Raw genomic sequence first — 19,902 nt, forward strand, 5'->3', positions numbered from 1 at the left:
GCTCGGGGGCCATCGGGGACCCTACGGGCCGAGGGCGACGGTGCCGGGCGTGTGAGCCGGTGCGGGGCGGGCGCGCCGGTGCGGCGCGGGGCGTGTCAGCCCGGCGTGCCCGGTGCGAGCGGTGTGAGCGGTGTGAGCGGTGTGAGGAGGCGCGCGGTGAGGTCGGGCCCCGGGCCGTCGTCGTCCGCGTCCTCGTCGTACGCGTTCTCGTCGAAGGGGTAGAGCGGCCGGTCCACGCGGTGGTGGCCGAGCCGCTTCAGGTCCTGGTCGACGCCGCCGGGGGTGAGCGCGAGCAGCCAGTCGGCGGCCATGGCGTACAGCTCCGGCTCCAGGTAGCCGATCTTCACGACGACCAGGTCGTACGTCCTCGGGTCGATGCCGAGGCCGCCCTCGGCGGGCCCCAGGAAGTCGGCGAGGGTGTGGAAGGCCTTGCGGCGCCCGACGAGGATCACGGTGAGGCCGCCGGTGCGGACCGCCGCCATGTCGGCGCCCCGGTCGTACGCGCCGCCCTCCGCCCGGTCCGCGCGGTCCGTGGCGCGCTGCAACGCCTCGACGGTGCCGGTGAGTTCGCAGGGCCCGCCGTGGCCCGTGTCGACCTTGCCGCCGACGGACAGGGTCACCTCGGCGCCGACGCCGGCCGCGAAGCACCGGGCCACGGCGGCGGGGTCGGTGATGCCGGGGTGCAGGGCGGTGACCCGGCCGGAGCGGATCGCGTCGTGGGCCAGGAGGCGGCGCAGCATGTACGCGAGGTCGCCCGCGCCGCCCGCGGTCGGATTGTCGCCGGAGTCGCTGATGAGGAAGGGCCGCCGGTCGGAGGCCACGGCCTTCTCCACGCACTCCTCGGCGCTGCCCGTCGGCCCGGCGAAGGCGAAGTCGCGGCGCGCGTCCCAGTAGCGGCGGGCGAGCCGCTCGGCCTCGGCGGCGGCGCGCCCGGGGTCCTCCCCGGTGACGACGACCGCGGCGCGGCAGCGCGGCTCGTCCGCCCAGGCGTAGCCGACCCACAGCGCCGCGTCGAGGACGCCGGGCCGCCGCTCGATGTCCGCGAGGGAGGCGTACAGGGACCGGGCGGGCTCCAGGCGCGTGCTGGTCTTCTCGCCGGGCAGCAGCACGGGCACCTGCACCCAGGCGCGGTGGGGCCTGCTGCCCCCGCGCAGGCAGCGCACCAGGTTGCGGGCGGCGCGCTCGCGGGTCTCCCAGGCGTCCTCGTGCGGGGCGAGGCGGTGGGCGGTGAGCAGGTCGACCGGCTCGGCGAAGCGCCGCGAGACGTTGCCGTGCAGGTCCATGGCCGCGGAGATCATGGGGCGCCCGGTGCCGTCCGGGGTGCCGACGGCGTCCAGGGCGGCGCGCACCGCCTCCGTCAGGTCGGCCTCGGCGTCGGTAAGGCCGACGACGCTCATCGCGCCGTGGATGTCGTACACCAGCCCGTCGAGGGGGCCCGCGGCGCGCAGGCGCGTGACGAGTTCGTCCTTGAGGGTCAGATACGACTCCGCCTCCACCGGGCCGCCGGGCAGGGACACCGCGTGCAGCAGCGGCACCCACTCCACGGGGCCGCCGAGGCGGGCGAGGTCGCTGTCGGGGCGCGTCCAGGTGTAGCGGTCGAGCAGTTCCTGACCACGGGTCCGGCGGAAGTCCTCGACGGTGGTGCGGTGCGGGCAGAACGTGGAGGACTCGATGCCGATACCGCCGACGGCGATGCGCAGGGGACGGCCGGTGACGGGCGCGGACGCGGTCATGTGGAGGCGCTCTCTTCCTGGCGGGGGGTGGGCTGCCGTCGGTCCCGGCGGGCAGCGGGCTGCTCGTCGGCGGCACCGTCCGGCCGCGAGGGCGGCGTGGGCTGCGAGGGCGGCGGGGACTGTGTTCCGGACGGTGGGGACTGCCTTCCGGACGGTAGGGACTGCCGACGCCCGGAACCGCCCGGGTCCGTGGGCACGGTGGCGCCCGGGCCCGTGGGCACGGTGGCGCCCGGGCCCGTGGGCGCGGTGGCGCCCGGCTCCGGGGGCGGCGCGGTGGTCGGCAGGTGCCGGCGCAGGGCCGTGAGGCCCGCGCCGATCAGGCCGGCGTCGGGCCCGGTGACCGTCGTGGTGATCTCCAGGTCCGCGGTGGCCAGCGGCAGGCAGCGCTCGTACAGCACCCCGCGCACGGCGGCGACCAGCGGTTCGGCGGTGGCAAGGACGCCGCCGAGCGCGACGGCCTGCGGGTTGAAGAAGTTCACGACGACGGACAGGACCGTGCCGATGTGCCGGCCCGCGGTGCGCACCAGTGTCGTGGCCCGCGGGTCGCCGTCGGCGACGAGCCGCAGCAGCGCGCTCGTGGACCCGACCTCGACGCCCTGGCCGGCGAGTTCGCGGATCAGCGCGGCGCCGCTGGCGACGGTCTCCAGGCAGCCGATGTTGCCGCAGCTGCACGGGCGTTCGCCCGCCGCCTCGATGCGGACGTGGCTGATGTCGCCGGCCGCGCCGTTGGCCCCGTCGTGCGGACGGCCCGCCGCGATGACGCCGCTGCCGATACCGCGGCCGGCCTTGACCACGACGAGGTGGTCGAGTTCGGGCCGGGCGGCGCGGTGCTCGCCGACGGCCATCATCGTGGCGTCGTTCTCGACGGTCACGGGCAGGCCGAGGCGTTCGGCCAGGACCTCGCGCAGCGGGTAGCGGTGCCAGCCGGGCATGCGCGAGGGGCTGAGGACGCGGCCGCCCGCGGGTGCGACCGGGCCGGGGAAGGCGACACCGAGGGCGCGCACCGCCCGGCCCGCGTCCCGTTCCCGGGCGGTGAGTTCGGCCACGCGGTCGCAGAGCCAGTCGACGACCGGCTCGGGCCCGGCCGTGATGTCGTGCGGCAGGTCCACGGGGTCGAGGACGCCGCCGCCGAGGTCGACGGCGCCGAGCCGGGCGTGGTGGCTGCCGAGGTCTGCGGCGAGGGCGACCCCGCCCTGGGCGCGCACCCGGAGCAGCCTCGGGCGGCGCCCGCCGCGGGAGGCCCCCTCGCCGGACTCGGTCAGCACCCCGGCGGCCACCAGCTCCTGCACGCGCGAGGAGACCGTGGAGGGGGCGAGGCCCAACTCCCGCACGAGGTCGGCCCGGGACGTGGCCGCGCCCGACGACACCAGGTGCACGATGTGCTGCGCCGATCCGGGTGGCCCGTGTGCAGTGTCGGCCATACCGCCCCCGTAGGTTCGATGACTTGATTCGGCTGCCGGTCGAACACTAGGGGCCAGCGAAGCAAGTTGACCAGAGCGATGGCGGGGATCCCGCTTTCCGCAGTCTTTGCCGAACGAAGCTATTGACTTGTTTTTCGCCACGGGCCTACGTTCGGGCCCCGCACTCCTCGCCCGTCGCCCGCCACCCGGCAGTCCCGTGGCGGCACGGGCCCGGCTCCGGGAGGCCCCGCACCATGCGCGCACTGAAGGCAGCCGCGGCCGCAGGCCTCGTGCTCGCCGCCCTCACCGGCTGCGTCCGCGAGGGCGGCCGCGTCGACATGGGCCCCACCGGCGGCACCCCCGTCGAGGGCGGCACCGCGACCATGGCCCTGCCGCCCGCCGCGACACCCAACTGGATCTTCCCGATCGGCGCCCCGGGCTACGGCGCCTCGTACAACTACGGCATCCAGTCGCTGCTGTTCATGCCGGTGTACGAGGCCGTGCAGGACAGGGCCGCGGGGAAGCTGACCACGCACGGTCCGAGCACCCTCGGTCTGGAGCCCCGCTACAGCGACGGCAACCGGACCGTCACCGTGCCGCTGCGCCGGGGCGTGACGTGGTCGGACGGCACCCCGGTCACGGCCCGCGACCTGGAGTTCTGGTTCCACCTCGTCAAGGCGAACAAGAGGTCGTGGGGGAACTACTCGGTCGGCACGATGCCCGACAACGTCAAGCGGTTCGAGACGCTCGACGACCACACCGTGCGGCTGCGCCTGAGCCGCGCGTACAACCCCGACTGGTTCACCGCCAACCAGCTCACGCTGATGCGCGCCCTGCCCCAGCACGCCTGGGACGCCACGTCCGACGGCGGGCGGATCGGCGACTTCGACCGGAGCCCCGAGGGCGCCAGGGCGGTCTTCGCCCGCCTCACCCGGCACGCCAAGCGCCTCGGCTCGTACGGCAGCGACCCGCTGTGGAAGACCGTCAACGGCCCCTGGAAGCTGGCCGGATGGCGGGACAACGGCCAGGTCACCCTCGTCCCGAACGAGAGGTTCACCGGCCCGAGGTCCCAGCGGCCGCACCTGGACAAGGTGGTCTTCAAGCCCTTCACGACCGCCGGCTCCGAGTACAACGTGCTGCGCTCGGGAGGCGTCGACTACGGCTACATCCCGCCGTCGGTCCTGGCCCAGAAGGAGCGGTTCGAGGACCGGGGCTACCGCGTCGACCCCTGGGAGGGCTGGGCGGCCACGTACATCGTCCACAACTTCAACTCCACGCACGCCGGGCCGCTGCTGCGGCAGCTCTACGTCCGGCAGGCCCTGCAGCACCTCGTCGACCAGAAGGCGATGAGCGAGGTCATCTGGCAGGGCAGCGCGACGCCGACCCTCGGACCGGTGCCGGTCACGCCGAGGAGCCAGTACCTGTCGAAGGGGATGGAGCGCGAGCGCTACCCCTTCTCCGTCGCGAGGGCCAAGGCCCTCCTGAAGGCGCACGGCTGGCGCACGGAGGACGGCACCGCCCACTGCGCGCGCCCGGGCACCGGCCCGGACCGGTGCGGCGCGGGCATCGCCGAGGGCACCCGCCTGGAGCTGACCCTGCTGTCCCAGTCGGGCTCCACGGAGACCACGAACATGATGCAGGAACTCAAGTCGTCCCTCTCCAGGGCGGGTATCGACCTGACGGTGCGCCAGCAGCCGCTCAACTCGGTGCTCGGCAACTCCGTGCCATGCACGGCCGAGGACCCCGGCTGCGACTGGGACATGTCGTTCTTCGGCACGGCGGGGAGCTGGTACTACCCGCTCAACCCCAGCGGCGAGCAGCTGTTCTCCACCGGGGCGTCCGCCAACTTCGGCAACTACAGCGACGCCAAGGCCGACCGGCTCATCCGCGCGGTGCAGTACGCGCCCGACATGAAGGCCGTGCACGCCTACGGCGAGTACCTCGCCGAGCAGCTCCCCGTCCTGTGGATGCCCAACCCCGCCTACCAGGTCTCCGTGATCCGCAACGACCTGCGGGGCGTCGAACAGAACCCGACGGTCACCTTCGCGCCGCAGGACTGGTACTACGTCAAGAAGGCCGGACAGGCCGGGAAGGGTGGAGCCTCGTGACGGGCTTCCTGCTCAAGCGCTTCCTCCAGGCGCTCGTCGTGCTCCTCCTGGTGTCGGTGATCGTGTTCGTGCTCCTGCACCTGCTGCCCGGAGGCCCCGCCCGCGCCATCCTCGGCCCGAAGGGCACCCCGCAGCAGATCGCGGACTTCAACCACCAGCAGGGGTACGACCGTTCGCTGCCCACCCAGTACGCCCTGTACCTGAAGCGGCTGGTCACGGGCGACCTCGGCGACTCGTACAAGCTGAACTCGCCGGTCCTGGAGCTGCTGCGGCAGCGGCTGCCCAAGACGCTGCTCCTGACCGTCCTGTCCACCGCGCTCGCCGTCGTCATCGCGGTCCCGCTGGGCCTGCTCCAGGCCGTGCGGCGCGGCAAGGCGTCCGACTACGCGCTCACCGGCCTGGCGTTCCTGCTGTACGCGACGCCCGTGTTCTTCCTCGGCCTCGTCATGATCATCGTGTTCGCGCAGGTGCTGCCCGTCCTGCCGGCGGAGGCGCCGCAGGGCGAGTCGGTCGGGGACCTGCTCGGGGAGGCCACCGGCCTCGTCCTGCCCGTGGTGACGATGGCGTTCGGCATCGTCGCGATGTTCAGCCGCTACATGCGCTCGGCCGTCCTGGACAACCTCAGCGAGGACTACGTCCGCACGGCCATGGCCAAGGGCCAGTCGAGCCGCCGCGTCCTGGTCCGGCACGTGCTGCGCAACGCACTGATCCCGCTGGCCACGCTGCTCGGCCTGTATCTGCCGACGCTGTTCAGCGGCGCCCTCGTCGTCGAGTCGATGTTCAACTACCCCGGCATGGGACTGCTCTTCTGGAACGCCGCCCAGGGCTCGGACTTCCCCGTCCTGCTCGGCGTGACGCTGGTGGTCGGCGTCGCCACCGTCGTCGGCTCCCTGCTCGCCGACGTCCTGTACGCCGTCCTCGACCCCCGGATACGGAGCGTGGCATGACCACCACGACCGCCCCCGTCCCGGCCCCCGGGGCCGCGCCGGGCGACGAGGAGGCCGCGCGGGCCACGCCCTCGCTCGCCCGCCGCACCCTGCGCGTCTTCACCGCCAACAAGCTCGCCCTGACGGGCGTGGTGGTCCTGGCGCTGCTGTTCGCGTTCAGCTACCTCGGGCCGCTCCTGTACGACACCGAGCAGGTGCACACCGACCTGGCGCAGGCGAACCTCTCCCCCGGCACCGGCGGGCACCCGCTCGGCACCACCGACCTCGGCTACGACATGCTCGGCCGGCTGATGGTCGCCGGGCGGACCTCCCTCGAGGTCGGCCTTGCCGCAGGCCTGCTGGCGACGCTCTTCGGGACCGTGTACGGCGCGGTGTCCGGCTACTTCGGCGGCTGGCTGGACGCCGCGATGATGCGGATCACGGACGCGGCGCTCGCCGTCCCCGCGATGTTCCTGCTCGTCGTGGTCGCCGCGATCGTCACCCCCGACAAGGGCGTGCTCGTCCTCATCATCGCCGCCGTCGCCTGGCTGTCCCCGGCGCGCCTGGTGCGCGGCGAGGCCCTGGCGCTGCGCGACCGCGAGTACGTGCAGGCCATGCGCATGATGGGCGGCGGCGGCGCGCGGGCGGTGTTCCGGCACATCGTGCCGAACGCCGTCGGCACCGTCATTGTCAACTGCACCTTCCAGATCGCCGACGCCATCCTCTACGTCAGCTATCTGGCGTTCCTCGGCCTGAGCATCCCGCCGCCGTCGGCCGACTGGGGCTCGATGCTGTCCGCGGGGATCACCTACACCCAGAACGGCTACTGGTGGCTGATCTTCCCGCCGGGCATCGCCATCGTGCTGGTCGTCGCCGCGTTCAACTTCATCGGCGACGGGCTGCGGGACGCCTTCGACGTACGGCTGCGGAAGTGAGGAACCCGGCGAGATGACCGACAGGAACGATCCCCCGAGCACACCACCGGACGAGCCGCGGGACCGGCCTCTGAACGAGCCGCCGCGCGAGCCGCTGTTCCAGTCGCCGAAGGAGCCGCAGGACCGACCGCTGCACCAGCCGCCGCACGAGCCGCTGCTCAGCATTCAGGACCTGCGCGTCGACATCACCGGCCGCGACCGCACCGTGCACGCCCTCGACGGCGTCTCGCTCGACGTCGCCCCCGGGGAAACCCTGGGCATCGTGGGCGAGTCCGGCAGCGGCAAGACCATGACCGCGCTGAGCGTCCTCGGCCTGCTGCCGCCCGGCGGCGCGATCACCGGCGGCCGCGTCCTGTTCGCGGGCCGAGACCTGGCCGCCGCCCCCGCGCCGGTGCTCCAGGACGTACGGGGGGCCGGCGTCGGCATGGTCTTCCAGGACCCGCTGACCTCGCTCAACCCGACCATGACGATCGGCGCGCAGGTCGCCGAGCCGCTGCTCCTGCACCGCCCGGGGACCGGCCGCAGGGAGGCGCGGGCGCGCGCCGAGGAGATGCTGCGCCTCGTCGGCATGCCGCAGCCCGCCGAGCGCATGAAGGCCTACCCGCACCAGCTCTCCGGTGGCATGCGCCAGCGCGTGGCGATCGCCATGGCCCTGGTGTGCGAGCCCCGGCTGCTCATCGCCGACGAGCCGACCACGGCGCTCGACGTGACCACACAGGCCCAGATCCTGGAGCTGGTGGACGACCTGCGCCGACGGCTGGGCATGGCGATGATCCTGGTCACCCACGACCTGGGCGTCATCGCCCACCGGGTGGACCGGGTCGCGGTCATGTACGCGGGCAGGGTCGTCGAAGAGGGCGACGTGCGGGAGTTGTTCGCCCGGCCGCGGCACCGCTACACCGAGGCGCTGTTCGCGGCCCTGCCCGAGCGAGCCGCCGGCGACGGCACGGACCTGCGCACCATCCCCGGCCTGCCGCCGAGCCTGACCGTCCGCCCGGCCGGCTGCCGCTTCGCACCGCGCTGCGCCTTCGCCACCGCCACCTGCCACGAGCGGGAACCGGTGCTGTCCGACGACGAACTCCGGGGCGGGGCCCATCGGTTCGCGTGCTTCCACCCGGTGCCGTACGGGGACGACGCGCCCGAGACGGCGTGCGTCCCCCCGCCCCCGGCCCGGACCACCGAGCCGGGCGGCGCGCTCCTCGAACTCGACGGCGTCACCAAGGATTTCCCGCTGCCCGGCGGCCCCTTCGCCCGGCGCCGGGGCACGGTCAGCGCGGTCGGCGGTGTCCGTCTGACTGTCCGCAAGGGCGAGACGTACGGTCTGGTCGGCGAGTCCGGGTGCGGCAAGACGACGCTCGGCCGGATCGTCGCGGGCCTGGAGGAACCGACGAGCGGCACGGTCCGCTTCGACGGCCGCGACCTCGCGCGCCTGTCGCGCGCGGAGCGGCGCGCGCACCGGCGGCGCGTCCAGCTCATGTTCCAGGACTCGACGGCGGCGATGGACCCGCGCATGCGCGTCGCCGACATCCTGCGCGAGCCGCTGGTCATCCAGCGCGTGGGCGGCCGGGCGGACCAGGAGAGGCTGATCGCGGAGCTCCTGGACGCGGTCGGCCTGCCGCGCGGCGCGGTGCGCCGCTACCCGCACGAGTTCTCCGGCGGCCAGCGCCAGCGCCTGGGCCTCGCACGGGCCCTGGCGCTCTCCCCCGACCTGGTCGTGGCCGACGAGCCGGTCTCGGCGCTCGACGTCTCCGTGCAGGCACAGATCCTGAACCTGATGCGGGACCTCCAGCGCGAGCGCGGCCTCACCTACCTGTTCGTCTCCCACGACCTGGCCGTGATCCGGCACCTCGCCGACACCGTGGGCGTCATGTACCTGGGCAAGCTGGTGGAGTCGGGACCCGCCGCCCGCGTGTACGCCCGGCCGCTGCACCCGTACACCCGCGGCCTGCTCGACACCGTGCACACCCCCGACCCCGAGGCCGCCGCCGGGGCGGGGCGGGCGCCGCTGACCGGCGAGACCCCGTCGGCCGCCCGGCCGCCCTCCGGCTGCCGCTTCCGCACCCGCTGCCCGCTCGCCCAGGACGTGTGCGCGGCCGTCGAGCCGCCGGTGACCACCCCGAACGGCGCGGGCCATCAGGTCGCCTGCCACTTCCCCCTCGCGGCGCCTCGGCTAGCGTCGGCGGTATGAACGACGCAGTGGGTACGGGGGCGGCGCCCCGGGGCGGCGCGCGGGGCCTGGCGGCGGCCCTGGCGCGCGGGCCGCTGGTGCTCGACGGAGGCCTGTCCAACCAGCTCCAGGCCGCCGGTCACGACCTGTCCGACGACCTGTGGTCGGCGCGGCTGCTCGCCGAGCGCCCGGACGCCGTCCGCGACGCGCACCGCGCCTACTACGAGGCGGGCGCGGACGTCGTGATCACGGCCAGCTACCAGGCCACGTTCGAGGGCTTCGCGCGGCACGGCGTGGACGCCGTCAGCACGGCCGAGCTGCTGCGCCTGAGCGTGACCCTGGCCCGCGAGGCCGCGGTCCTCACCGGGGCCGAGCGGCCGCTGTGGGTGGCCGCGTCGGCGGGCCCGTACGGCGCGATGCTCGCCGACGGCTCCGAGTACCGCGGGAACTACGGCCTGGACGCGGCCGCCCTGGAGCGCTTCCACCGGCCCCGCCTGGAGGTCCTGTCCGCGGCGGCGCCCGACGTGCTCGCCCTGGAGACCGTCCCGGACACCGACGAGGCCCGCGCCCTGCTGCGCGCCGTGCGCGGCCTCGGCGTGCCCGCCTGGCTGTCCTACAGCGTCGCGGGCGGCCGGACGCGCGCGGGCCAGTCCCTCACGGAGGCCTTCGCCCTCGCGGCGGACGCCGACGAGGTGGTCGCCGTGGGCGTGAACTGCTGCGACCCGCGCGACGTGGACGCGGCGGTGGAGCTCGCCGCCCGCGTCACCGGCAAGCCGGTGGTGGTGTACCCGAACTCGGGCGAGACCTGGGACGCCGCGGCCCGCGCCTGGCGCGGTCCCTCCCGGTTCGAGCCCGGCGCGGCGGAGCGGTGGCGGGAGGCCGGGGCACGGCTGATCGGCGGGTGCTGCCGGGTCGGGCCCGACGCGATCGCGCGGGTGGCCGCGGAGGTCCACGGCCGGGCCGCGCCCTGAGCCCTCGGAGGGGCCGCGCGCTCGGGCTGGTGCGGCGTCGGGCCGCCGGGCCGCGAACTCCGGCCCGTAGCGCCTCTGAGCTGCGGGGACGCGTCGTACGCGGGTGAGTGTCAGTGGTCGGGTGCAGACTGAGCCGTACCTGAGACAACGCCGTCCCGGAAGGTGTCCGCCATGGCCGAAACCCTGCTCACGATCGGCACCAGGAAGGGGCTCTTCGTCGCCCGCCGCCGCGCCGGCGCGTGGCAGTTCGACGAGAGCCCGTACTTCAACGCGCAGGCGATCTACTCGATCGCGATCGACACCCGCACCCCGGTCCCCCGCCTCCTGGTCGGCGGCGACAGCGCCCACTGGGGCCCGTCGGTGTTCCACTCCGACGACCTCGGCCGCACCTGGACCGAGCCGTCGAAACCGGCCGTCAAGTTCCCCCAGGAGACGGGCGCCTCCCTGGAGCGCGTCTGGCAGTTGCACCCCGCCGCGGCGGAGCCGGACGTGGTGTACGCGGGCACGGAGCCCGCCGCGCTGTACCGCTCGGAGGACCGCGGCGAGACCTTCGCGCTCGTCCGGCCGCTGTGGGAGCACCCCACGCGGTCGCAGTGGCAGCCGGGCGGCGGCGGGGAGGGGCTGCACACGATCCTCACGGACGCCCGGGACAAGGACGCGGTGACGGTCGCGGTGTCCGCGGCGGGCGTCTTCCGCACCCGCGACGGCGGCGCGAGCTGGGAGCCGTCGAACGCGGGCGTCTCGGCGGTGTTCCTGCCCGAGCCGCAGCCGGAGTTCGGCCAGTGCGTGCACAAGGTCACCCGGGACGCCGCCGACCCGGACCGGCTGTACCTCCAGAACCACTGGGGGGTGTACCGCAGCGACGACGCGGGCGCCCACTGGACCGACATCGGCGAGGGCCTGCCCTCGGACTTCGGCTTCGCGGCCGTCGCCCACCCGCACCGCGGCGACACGGCGTACGTCTTCCCGATCAACGCGGACGCGGACCGGGTCCCTGCGGGCCGCCGCTGTCGCGTCTACCGCACCCAGGACGCGGGCAAGAGCTGGGAGCCGCTCAGCGCGGGGCTGCCCCGGGGCGACCACTACGGCACGGTGCTGCGGGACGCCATGTGCACGGACGGCGCGGACCCGGCGGGCCTGTACTTCGGCAACCGCAACGGCGAGGTGTACGCCTCGGCGGACGACGGCGACTCCTGGCAGGAGCTGGCCTCGCATCTACCGGACGTGCTGTGCGTACGGGCGGCGGTGATCAGCTGAGGCCCCCGCGGACGGCGGTCCCGTACGACCCGCGGCGGCGGTCCCGTACGGCCCGGGGCGGCGGTCTTGTGCGGGGCCGGGCGGCGGTGGAGAAGTCACGCGACTACGGCAGTAGAGTGACGCTCCGTGGCACCACGACCCTTGCATGAAATCGTCGAAGCCGGCTGGGCCAAGGCCCTGGAGCCGGTGGCCGAACGGATCGCCTCCATGGGTGACTTCCTGCGCGCGGAGATCGCCGCGGGACGCACCTACCTGCCCGCCGGACCGAACGTGCTGCGCGCCTTCCAGCAGCCGTTCGACGAGGTACGGGTCCTGATCGTCGGACAGGACCCGTACCCCACGCCCGGCCACGCGGTGGGCCTGTCGTTCTCGGTGGCGCCCGACGTCAGACCGCTGCCCGGCAGCCTCATCAACATCTACCGGGAGCTGGGCAGCGACCTGGGTCTGCCGCAGCCGTCCAACGGCGACCTGACGCCGTGGACCCGCCAGGGCGTCCTGCTGCTCAACAGGGCGCTGACGACGGCCCCGCGCAAGCCGGCGGCGCACCGCGGCAAGGGCTGGGAGGAGGTCACCGAGCAGGCCATCCGGGCCCTGGTGGCGCGCGGGCGCCCGCTGGTGTCGATCCTGTGGGGCCGGGACGCGCGCAACCTGCGGCCGCTGCTCGGCTCGCTGCCGTCGGTGGAGTCCGCGCACCCCTCGCCGATGTCGGCGGACCGCGGGTTCTTCGGCTCGCGCCCGTTCAGCCGCGCCAACGACCTGCTGGTCCGTCAGGGCGCGCAGCCGGTGGACTGGCGGCTGCCGTGACCGCGCCGCCCGGCAGGGGCGCGACGGCCGTCCTCGGCGTGGACTCGGGCGGCTCCGGCCTGCGGGTGGCGCTGCGCTTCCTGGACGGCTCGCGCGGGCCCGCGCCGAGGAGTTCCGGGGAGCCCGTGCGGACGGGGGCGCGCGGCATCGACGCCGGGCACTTCCTCGAACAACTGACCCCCTTGGCGCGGGAGTTGCTGGCCGAGGCGGGGGACGGGACGCGGCTCGCGGCCGTCGCGGTGGGCGCCGCCGGGATGGCGACGCTCGGCGACGACCTGCGCGACCGGCTGCCGTCCGCGTGCGCGGCGCTCTTCGGCGTGGACCGGGTGGCGCTGGCCGCCGACGCCGTCACGGCGTACGCGGGGGCGCTCGGCCAGCGCCCCGGCGCGGTCGTCGCCGCGGGCACCGGACTGATCGCGCTGGGCACCGACCTGACGGCGTGGCGGCGCGTCGACGGCTGGGGGCACCTGCTCGGCGACTGCGGCAGCGGAGCGTGGATCGGGCGGGCCGGCCTGGAGGCCGCCATGCGGTCCTGCGACGGGCGGCGCGGAGGTTCGGCCGCGCTGCGGGCCCGCGCGGAGGAGACGTTCGGCCGCCCCCTCGCGGAGCTGCCGGGGCTGCTGTACCCCCGGCCGGACCGGCCCGCGGTGCTCGCCTCGTTCGCGCCCGAGGTGGGCCGGTGCGCGGCGGACGGCGACCCGGTGGCGGTGCGCGTCCTGAGCGAGGCGGCCGCGCACATCGCCGACGCGGCCGCCGCCGCCTGCCCGGACCCCGCGGACTTCCTGGGCACACCGGGTCTCGCGAACTCCCCGGCACCGGCGGGCCCCACGGGCACCTCCGCCCACGGCACGCCCGCGCCCACGTCCGAGCCCGTGCCCGGCGCGGATTTCCTCCCAGAGAGCGCGGAAGGCCCGCAAGCCCCGCAAGTCGCCCTCACGGGTGGCCTGCTGAAACTGGGTGAGGTCCTGCTGGCCTCGCTGGAAGCGGAACTGACGCGGCGACTCCCGTACGCCCGCCGCGTCCCCGCGGCGGGCGACCCGCTCGACGGCGCCGTCCGCATCGCCGCCGACCTGGCCCGGGGCACCCTTGAGCTGCCCCGCGACCCGCGGCTGCTGCACGTGCCGACGGCCGGGTGACCCGGCGCGGACGGCCGTGCGACCCAGTGCGGACGGCATGTGGTCCGGTCCAACCGGAAGCAATCGAAAGGAACCGGAAGCAGGACGTCCACGCGTCCGCCCGATGCGGTCCGACAAAGCGGACTTATGCCTCTGACCTGCACCCTCCCCGAACAAAGAGGGGGTCGGAGCCAGTAGCATGCGGCGCCATGAGCTCCTCCACTGGGCCCGCATCCGGCCTGCCCGTACGAATGCCGCGCCCCCGCCAGCCGGGCCGGCACCGACGCCCGGAGCCCGTCGCGGCTCCCGAGGGCGCGCCCGCGCTCGTCCTCGCCGTACCGGGCGTCCCCAGCCCCAGCACGCGCGGCCTCGCCGAGGAAGTCGTCAGCATCGCCCGCTCGGAGCTGCCCGGCCTTGACGCGCGCATCGGCTACCTCGACGGGGAGGACGGCGACGGCGCGGAGTTCCCCGCGCTGCGGGCCGTGCTCGCGCGCACGGCCGCCGAGCGCGTCGCCCGCTACGAGCAGGCGCTGGCCGCGGGCGTCGAGGCGAAGGAGCCCGAGGGGCCCGTCGCCGTCGTGGTGCCGCTGCTCGCGGGCCCCGAGTCCGCGCTGATACACCGCGTCCGGCAGGCCGTGGCGGACAGCGGCGCCGCCGCCGAGCTGACCGACGTGCTCGGCCCGCACCCGCTGCTCGCCGAGGCGCTGCACGTGCGCCTGTCCGAGGCGGGCCTCGCCCGCGCCGACCGCGCCCGCCTGTTCACCGTGGCCACGGCGGCGGACGGCATCGTCCTCGCCACGGTCGGCGGCGAGGAGGCCGTGCAGGCCGCCGGGATCACCGGCATGCTGCTCGCGGCACGCCTCGCGGTGCCGGTGATGGCGGCGGCCCTGGACGTCGAGGGCTCCGTCGCGGCCATCGCCGACCAGTTGCGCGGCGCCGGTTCGGCGCAGCTCGCGCTGGCCCCGTACCTGATCGGCCCCGAGGCCGACGCGGGCCTGCTCGACATGGCGGCGAAGGAGGCCGGGTGCGCCGTCGCGGAGCCGCTCGGCGCCTATCCGGCGATCGGCAAGTTGGCCCTGTCGAAGTACGCGGCGGCGCTGGGCATCGCCCCGCAGGCGACGGGCGTGCCGGTGCGCTGATCCGCCGACGCCCCGCCGCGTCGTGATGCCGATGGGCCCGCCCCGTTCCCGGGGACGGGCCCGTCGGCGTTCTCGCGCGGGCCCGCCGGCGCCCGGGTCAGCCGAAGACCACGCAGGAGGCGGCCGGGAGGTCCACGGCGCCCGCGCGCCGCGGCAGGCCGGTCTCCGGGTCGACGGTGAACCAGGTGACGTCACCGGAGTGCTCGTTGGCGGCGTACAGGAAGCGTCCGGAGGGGTCGAGGGCCAGGTCGCGCGGCCAGCGCCCGCCGCAGGGCACGGTGGTCAGCAGCCGCGCGGTGTCCCCCGCGGGGTCGAGGGCGAAGACGGACAGGACGTCCGCGCCGCGCGTGGCGGTCCACAGGAAGCGGCCGTCGGGCGCGACGACGACCGCGGACGGGTAGGCGTCGCCGTCGGGCGCCCCGACCAGGACGGGCGTCTCGGCCAGCGGCTTCAGGGAGCCCTCGGCGGCGTCCCAGGCGCAGACGGTGAGGGTGGGCGCGAGCTCGTTGAGGACGTAGGCGCGGTCGCCGCGCGGGTGGAACGCGAGCTGGCGGGGGCCGGAGCCGGGCCGCAGCGCGACCTCGCGGTGCAGGGTGAGCCCGGTGTCGCCGAGGGCGCACACCCGGACGGAGTCGGTGCCGAGGTCGACGCTCACCACCCAGCGGCCGCTCGGGTCGGACACCACCTGGTGGGCGTGCGGGCCCTGCTGGCGCTGCGGGTGCGGCCCCGAGCCCTCGTGGCGCAGCACGGCGGCGGGGGCGGGGGCGAGGCTGCCGTCGGCCTGGACGCGGACGGCGGTGACGCTGCCGGAGCCGTAGTTCGCGGTCACCAGATGACCGTCGTGCAGCGCCAGGTGCGTGGGCGCGGCGGCGCCCACGGGCACGGGCGGGCCGAGCAGCTCCGGCCGCTCCCCGGAGACCCGGAAGGCGGCGACGGCACCCTCGGACGTCTCGCTGACGGCGTACAGCAGGCCCGTGGCGGGCGAGTGGGCGAGGTACGACGGGTCGGCGACGGCGTCCGTCGCCGCGAGGACGGTCAGCGCCCCGCTGCCGGGGTCGAGTTCCGCGCTGACGACGCCGGGGCCGCCCGCCGCCGTGAAGGACCCGACGTACGCCCGCCGTGTCTGCCTGTCACTCACCGATCGCCCCTCTCCGCGCGCCCGTGTGCGCACATGGTGCCACCGTGGCGCGTTCCCTGGCCGTCGCGCCGCACGGCGCGCGTGAGGCGACGTTAGCAGGTGGTCTGGACCATTGCGCCCGTTCGTCCGTGCGCGGGATCGCGCCGCCGGACCGCCAGGAATCCGCTACCGATCGGTAACCAAAACGTCTCCTGCTTGCCACCCCTCTTCGTGATCATGACACTCGGGGCGTACGGCCCCCGTCGGGCGGCCCACCGGCGCCGCTCCGACAACAGGGTCGGCAGGCCCCGCCAACGGGGTCGACAACAGGAGAGGGGACACGGGCATGGCACGACGCGGTGCGCGTCAGCGGACAGGCATGGCAGCGGTGGTTCTGGCGGTGAGCCTGGGGGTGACGGCGACGACGGCCTCGTCCGCGTCCGCGGCGCCGAGCGCCCCCGTCGGCGCGGTCTCGGCCCTGGCGGCCGACGTCGACCGCGCCACCTGGGAGCGGGACGTACGGGCCGTCGTCGACCAGGCGCTGCCGTACGTGAAGCAGCGCACCGCCGACGCGGACGGGCAGAAGCTCGCCATCGTCTTCGACGTGGACAACACCACGCTGGAGACGGACTTCCACCCGTGGTGGAAGCTCCCGACGCCCGCCGTGAAGCCGTCGCTGGAGCTCGCGTCGTACGCCAAGTCGCGCGGTGTCTCGGTATTCTTCGTGACCGCCCGTCCGGGCATCATCACGAGCCTGACCAAGGCCAACCTGACGTCCCAGGGCTACGCGGTCGACGGTCTGTACGTGCGTGACCTGCCGGACCTCTTCGACGAGGTCAGCGACTACAAGACGCGCAGCCGCGCCGAGATCGAGGCCAAGGGCTACAAGGTCATAGCCAACGTCGGCAACCGGCAGACCGACCTGGTCGGCGGGCACGCGGAGCGGACCTTCAAGCTCCCGGACTACGACGGCAAGCTGTCCTAGGCACGGCACCGCCCCGGCGCCGCACCTGAGCACGGCGGCACCGCCCCGGCGCCGGGGCCGAGAGCCGCGACTGCCCGGCACCGCCCTCGGGGGCGGGGCCGGGCAGTCGGCGTCCCGCGGCGCGGGAGCCGTCCTCGGCGGTGCCGCGATCAGCCGCCGGTCAGGCGGGCCCGGCCGGGGGCCTGGAGCGGTTCGGCCAGCTCCACGAGGGCCTGCTCCAGGCCGTGCACATGGGCGAGCGCGCCCTCCACGACCCCGGCGACCCCGGTGTGGGGCGCGGCGGCGGTGTCGGGCCCGCGCCCCGCCGCGGCCCCCGGCGCGGTGAGCGCCTCCACCGCGGCCTCCACGCGCCAGCACGCGGCGGCGAGGCGGTCGTCGTGCGAGGCCTCCGTGTCGGCGGCGACGGCGGCGAGCCCGCGGACCTCGCGGGCGCAGTCGTCGAGCAGGGCGAGCACGCGCCGGGCCCGTTCCTTGCGCGCCAGGAGCGGGTTCAGCGGGTGCAGCAGCGGGGCGAGCGAGAGCCGCACCCGGCCGAGCAGGACCTCGAGCTCGGCGACGCGCGGGGCCGGGTCGGCGCCGGGGACGCCGCGCAGCCGGGCCGCGGCCTCGGCGGTGCAGGCGTGCACGCAGCGCAGGGCGCGCTGGATCCAGCCGTCGGTGACGGCGTGCGTGGTCACCGGCAGCACCAGCAGGACGGCGAGCACGGCCCCCAGCGCCCCGACGGCGGTCTCGGCGACGCGCAGGGCCAGCAGCCCCGGGTCGAGCACGCCGAGGAGCCCGTAGAGCATGCTCGCCATCACGGTCACCGCCAGCATCATCCACGTGTACGAGACGGCGGCGGTGTAGAAGATGCCGAAGACGCACGCGGCGATGATCACGGCGGCGGCGACCGGCTCCTGGTGCAGCGGCACGGCGAGGACGAAGCCGAGCCCGATGCCGATGACCGTGCCGAGGAACCGGCGGAAGCCGCGCACCAGGGTCTCGCCGCGCGAGGTGGTGTTCACGAACACCCACCACGTGGCGCCGACGGCCCAGTACCAGCGCTCCTGGGACAGCACCTGGCCCAGGGCCAGCGCGAAGGCCGCGCCCGCAGTGGCCTGGATCGCCTGCCGGGTCGTCGTCCGGGCGAGCCCCGACTGCTCCAGCGGGGCGGGCGGCGGCGGGAACGGCGGCAGCCGGCGCTCGTAGCACCACACCCCGAACCGGACGGCCGAGGACGCGCACAGGGAAAGGAGCACGGCGGCGCCCAGCTCCGGGAGCTGCCCCGTGCGGGCGTGCAGGAACTGCGCCGCGAAGAACATCATGAACGCGAACACGCCGAGCGAGTGGCCGCGCGGCCCCCACCGGCGCGCGTACACGCCGGCGCCCGTGACCGCCAGGAACGCCAGGTCCCGTACGAGCGGCTGGTCGTGCAGCACGGCCGCGAGCGCGAGCACGGGGAGGCCGACGGCGGGCAGCAGCGCCGTGGTCACGGCCTGGCCGCGCACCGTGGGGTCGAGGACGGTGAAGAGCGCGAGCAGCGCGGCGAGTCCTCCGAGGATGGCCGCGACCAGTGAGTGCCCGACGAGGCCGCACAGCGCGACGGCCGCTCCGATACCGAGCACGGCCCGACTCGCGCTGCGCAGCCGCAGCAGTCCCGGATCGGGTGCGGTGAACGCTCTCTTCAGCACCAGTGTGTCCGCTCCTTCCCGTGCCCGGCCCGTCCGCGCGAGCACGCCCACACAACAAAGGCGCCGCGGAATCCGCAGCGCCATCGACACCCCCATCACATCATCAACAGGCCCGATGGCTCAACCTGGCTCTGCTGGACTGCGCCATTGGCCCAGTCGGGCGGTCACGCGGAGCGCCATGGGCGGGCCAACGGCCGGGTCCGCCCCGGCCGCGGGCCGTAGGTACAGTCAGCGGTGATCGTTTCGTGTTCCAGTCGTGCACCAGGGAGGCCGTGGGGCGATGGCCGTCGACGAGTTGGACACCCGCATCCTGCGGCTTCTGCTGGAACAGCCGCGCACCAGCGTGCGCGAGTACGCGCGCCTGCTCGGCATCGCGCGCGGGACGCTCCAAGCGCGGCTCGACCGCATGGAGCGGGACGGGGTGATCACGGGCGTCGGCCCCTCGCTGTCCCCCGCCGCCCTAGGCCACCCGGTGCTCGCCTTCGTGCACATCGAGGTCATGCAGGGGCACCTCGACGAGGTCGGCGACGCCCTGGCCGCGGTGCCGGAGATCATCGAGGCCTTCTCCATCACGGGCGGTGGTGACCTGCTGACCAGGGTGGCGGCGCGCGACAACGGCCACCTGGAGGACGTGATCCAGCGCCTGATCCAACTGCCGGGCGTGGTGCGCACCCGCACGGAGATGGCGCTGCGCGAACGCGTCCCGCACCGCCTGCTGCCGCTGGTCGAGTCCGTGGGCAGGGCCGCGGCCCAGGAGAAGTGACCGCGGCCACGCCGTTGTGATCACCTCCTTGGCATGCTGGGGCGCATGAGCGCCCTGAACGACACCTCGGTCATCTTCGATCTCGACGGCACCCTCGTGGACAGCGAGCCGAACTACTTCGAGGCGGGGCGCGGGCTCCTCGCCGCGCGGGGCGTCACCGACTTCACCTGGCAGGACCACGAGGAGTACGTGGGCATCTCCACGCGGGAGACGCTGGCCCGCTGGAAGGAGCGGTACGGCCTGGCCGCGCCGCTCGCCGACCTGCTCGCGGAGAAGAACCGCCGCTACCTGGAGCTGGCCCGCGCCTCCACGCGCGTCTACCCCCAGATGGCGCGGTTCGTGGAGCTGCTGCACGGCGCGGGCGTGCCGATGGCCGTGGCCTCGGGCTCGTCGCGGGCCGCGATCGGGGCGATCCTCGCGGGCACGGGGCTCGACGCGTGGCTGACGACGTACGTGTCCGCCGACGAGGTCGACCACGGCAAGCCCGCGCCGGACGTCTTCCTGGCCGCCGCGGAGCGGCTCGGCGCGGCCCCGGCGCGCTGCGTGGTCCTGGAGGACGCCGTGCCCGGCGCACGGGCCGCCAAGGCGGCGGGCATGCGGTGCGTCGCGATCCCGTACGTGCCGGAGCAGGCCGACGACCCGGCCTTCGCGGCGGCGGACCTGCTGCTGCGCGGCGGCCAGGCGGAGTTCTCGGCACAGACGGTCCTGGACTGGCTCCGGGGTTGAAAAGGTGCCGCGCGTCGTCGTACGGGGCGGGCGGCCTGCCCTTGCCCGGCCCTCGCCGCACGGCGCGGCTTACCCCGGCGCACGGG

General features: G+C 75.1%; 16 protein-coding genes. 12 read left to right on the top strand and 4 right to left on the bottom strand.

Annotated features, from left to right (window positions below; translation table 11 throughout):
* Positions 1-95: 95 nt before the first annotated feature.
* Positions 96-1,733 (bottom strand): M81 family metallopeptidase, encoded by a 1,638-nt coding sequence (locus QK440_RS04105; protein ID WP_282791551.1) that lies wholly within the window; start codon positions 1,731-1,733, stop codon positions 96-98.
* Positions 1,730-3,154 (bottom strand): ROK family transcriptional regulator, encoded by a 1,425-nt coding sequence (locus tag QK440_RS04110; RefSeq protein ID WP_282791552.1) that lies wholly within the window; start codon positions 3,152-3,154, stop codon positions 1,730-1,732. Before QK440_RS04110 ends, QK440_RS04105 begins: the two co-directional genes overlap by 4 nt.
* Before the next feature lie 233 nt (positions 3,155-3,387).
* Here QK440_RS04110 and QK440_RS04115 point away from each other — a divergent pair, with 233 nt between their 5' ends.
* The 9 genes from QK440_RS04115 (at position 3,388) to QK440_RS04155 (ending at position 14,555) form a co-directional block, all read left to right on the top strand.
* The gene (locus tag QK440_RS04115) at positions 3,388-5,241 is read left to right on the top strand and encodes a peptide ABC transporter substrate-binding protein (RefSeq protein WP_282791553.1); all 1,854 of its coding nucleotides are present in this window, start codon (positions 3,388-3,390) and stop codon (positions 5,239-5,241) included.
* Complete coding sequence (locus QK440_RS04120; protein WP_282791554.1) at positions 5,238-6,188, top strand: ABC transporter permease; 951 nt, start codon at positions 5,238-5,240, stop codon at positions 6,186-6,188. The genes QK440_RS04115 and QK440_RS04120 overlap by 4 nt, the downstream gene beginning before the upstream one ends.
* Positions 6,185-7,102 (top strand): ABC transporter permease, encoded by a 918-nt coding sequence (locus QK440_RS04125; protein WP_282791555.1) that lies wholly within the window; start codon positions 6,185-6,187, stop codon positions 7,100-7,102. The genes QK440_RS04120 and QK440_RS04125 overlap by 4 nt, the downstream gene beginning before the upstream one ends.
* 13 nt (positions 7,103-7,115) lie before the next feature.
* On the top strand, positions 7,116-9,290 hold the full coding sequence (locus tag QK440_RS04130) for an ABC transporter ATP-binding protein (RefSeq protein WP_282791556.1): 2,175 nt from the start codon (positions 7,116-7,118) through the stop codon (positions 9,288-9,290).
* Positions 9,287-10,240: a homocysteine S-methyltransferase gene (mmuM, locus tag QK440_RS04135; protein ID WP_282791557.1), complete on the top strand. Its 954-nt coding sequence runs from the start codon at positions 9,287-9,289 to the stop codon at positions 10,238-10,240. The genes QK440_RS04130 and mmuM overlap by 4 nt, the downstream gene beginning before the upstream one ends.
* Before the next feature lie 171 nt (positions 10,241-10,411).
* Positions 10,412-11,497, top strand: coding sequence for an exo-alpha-sialidase (locus QK440_RS04140; protein ID WP_282791558.1), 1,086 nt, complete (start codon positions 10,412-10,414; stop codon positions 11,495-11,497).
* A 126-nt stretch (positions 11,498-11,623) separates the two neighbouring features.
* On the top strand, positions 11,624-12,301 hold the full coding sequence (locus QK440_RS04145) for a uracil-DNA glycosylase (protein ID WP_282791559.1): 678 nt from the start codon (positions 11,624-11,626) through the stop codon (positions 12,299-12,301).
* Positions 12,298-13,437: a BadF/BadG/BcrA/BcrD ATPase family protein gene (locus QK440_RS04150; protein ID WP_282791560.1), complete on the top strand. Its 1,140-nt coding sequence runs from the start codon at positions 12,298-12,300 to the stop codon at positions 13,435-13,437. The genes QK440_RS04145 and QK440_RS04150 overlap by 4 nt, the downstream gene beginning before the upstream one ends.
* A 188-nt stretch (positions 13,438-13,625) precedes the next feature.
* Positions 13,626-14,555 (top strand): hypothetical protein, encoded by a 930-nt coding sequence (locus QK440_RS04155; protein ID WP_282791561.1) that lies wholly within the window; start codon positions 13,626-13,628, stop codon positions 14,553-14,555.
* A 97-nt stretch (positions 14,556-14,652) separates the two neighbouring features.
* Here the strand turns inward: QK440_RS04155 and QK440_RS04160 are convergent, their stop codons facing one another.
* Positions 14,653-15,693, bottom strand: coding sequence for a lactonase family protein (locus QK440_RS04160; protein WP_282791562.1), 1,041 nt, complete (start codon positions 15,691-15,693; stop codon positions 14,653-14,655).
* Positions 15,694-16,051: 358 nt separating this feature from the next.
* Between QK440_RS04160 and QK440_RS04165 the strand changes: the two genes are divergently transcribed.
* Positions 16,052-16,657 (top strand): HAD family acid phosphatase, encoded by a 606-nt coding sequence (locus tag QK440_RS04165; RefSeq protein WP_282791563.1) that lies wholly within the window; start codon positions 16,052-16,054, stop codon positions 16,655-16,657.
* 149 nt (positions 16,658-16,806) lie between these two features.
* Here QK440_RS04165 and QK440_RS04170 read toward each other — a convergent pair whose 3' ends face one another.
* Positions 16,807-18,327, bottom strand: coding sequence for an FUSC family protein (locus QK440_RS04170; protein WP_282791564.1), 1,521 nt, complete (start codon positions 18,325-18,327; stop codon positions 16,807-16,809).
* 280 nt (positions 18,328-18,607) lie between these two features.
* On the opposite strand from QK440_RS04170, the gene QK440_RS04175 reads away from it, so the two are divergent.
* On the top strand, positions 18,608-19,090 hold the full coding sequence (locus QK440_RS04175) for an Lrp/AsnC family transcriptional regulator (RefSeq protein ID WP_282791565.1): 483 nt from the start codon (positions 18,608-18,610) through the stop codon (positions 19,088-19,090).
* 45 nt (positions 19,091-19,135) lie between these two features.
* Positions 19,136-19,816, top strand: coding sequence for an HAD family phosphatase (locus QK440_RS04180; protein WP_282791566.1), 681 nt, complete (start codon positions 19,136-19,138; stop codon positions 19,814-19,816).
* Positions 19,817-19,902 lie beyond the last annotated feature (86 nt).

It is taken from the genome of Streptomyces sp. CC224B (genome assembly GCF_030010595.1).
GTDB lineage: Bacteria > Actinomycetota > Actinomycetes > Streptomycetales > Streptomycetaceae > Streptomyces > Streptomyces longispororuber.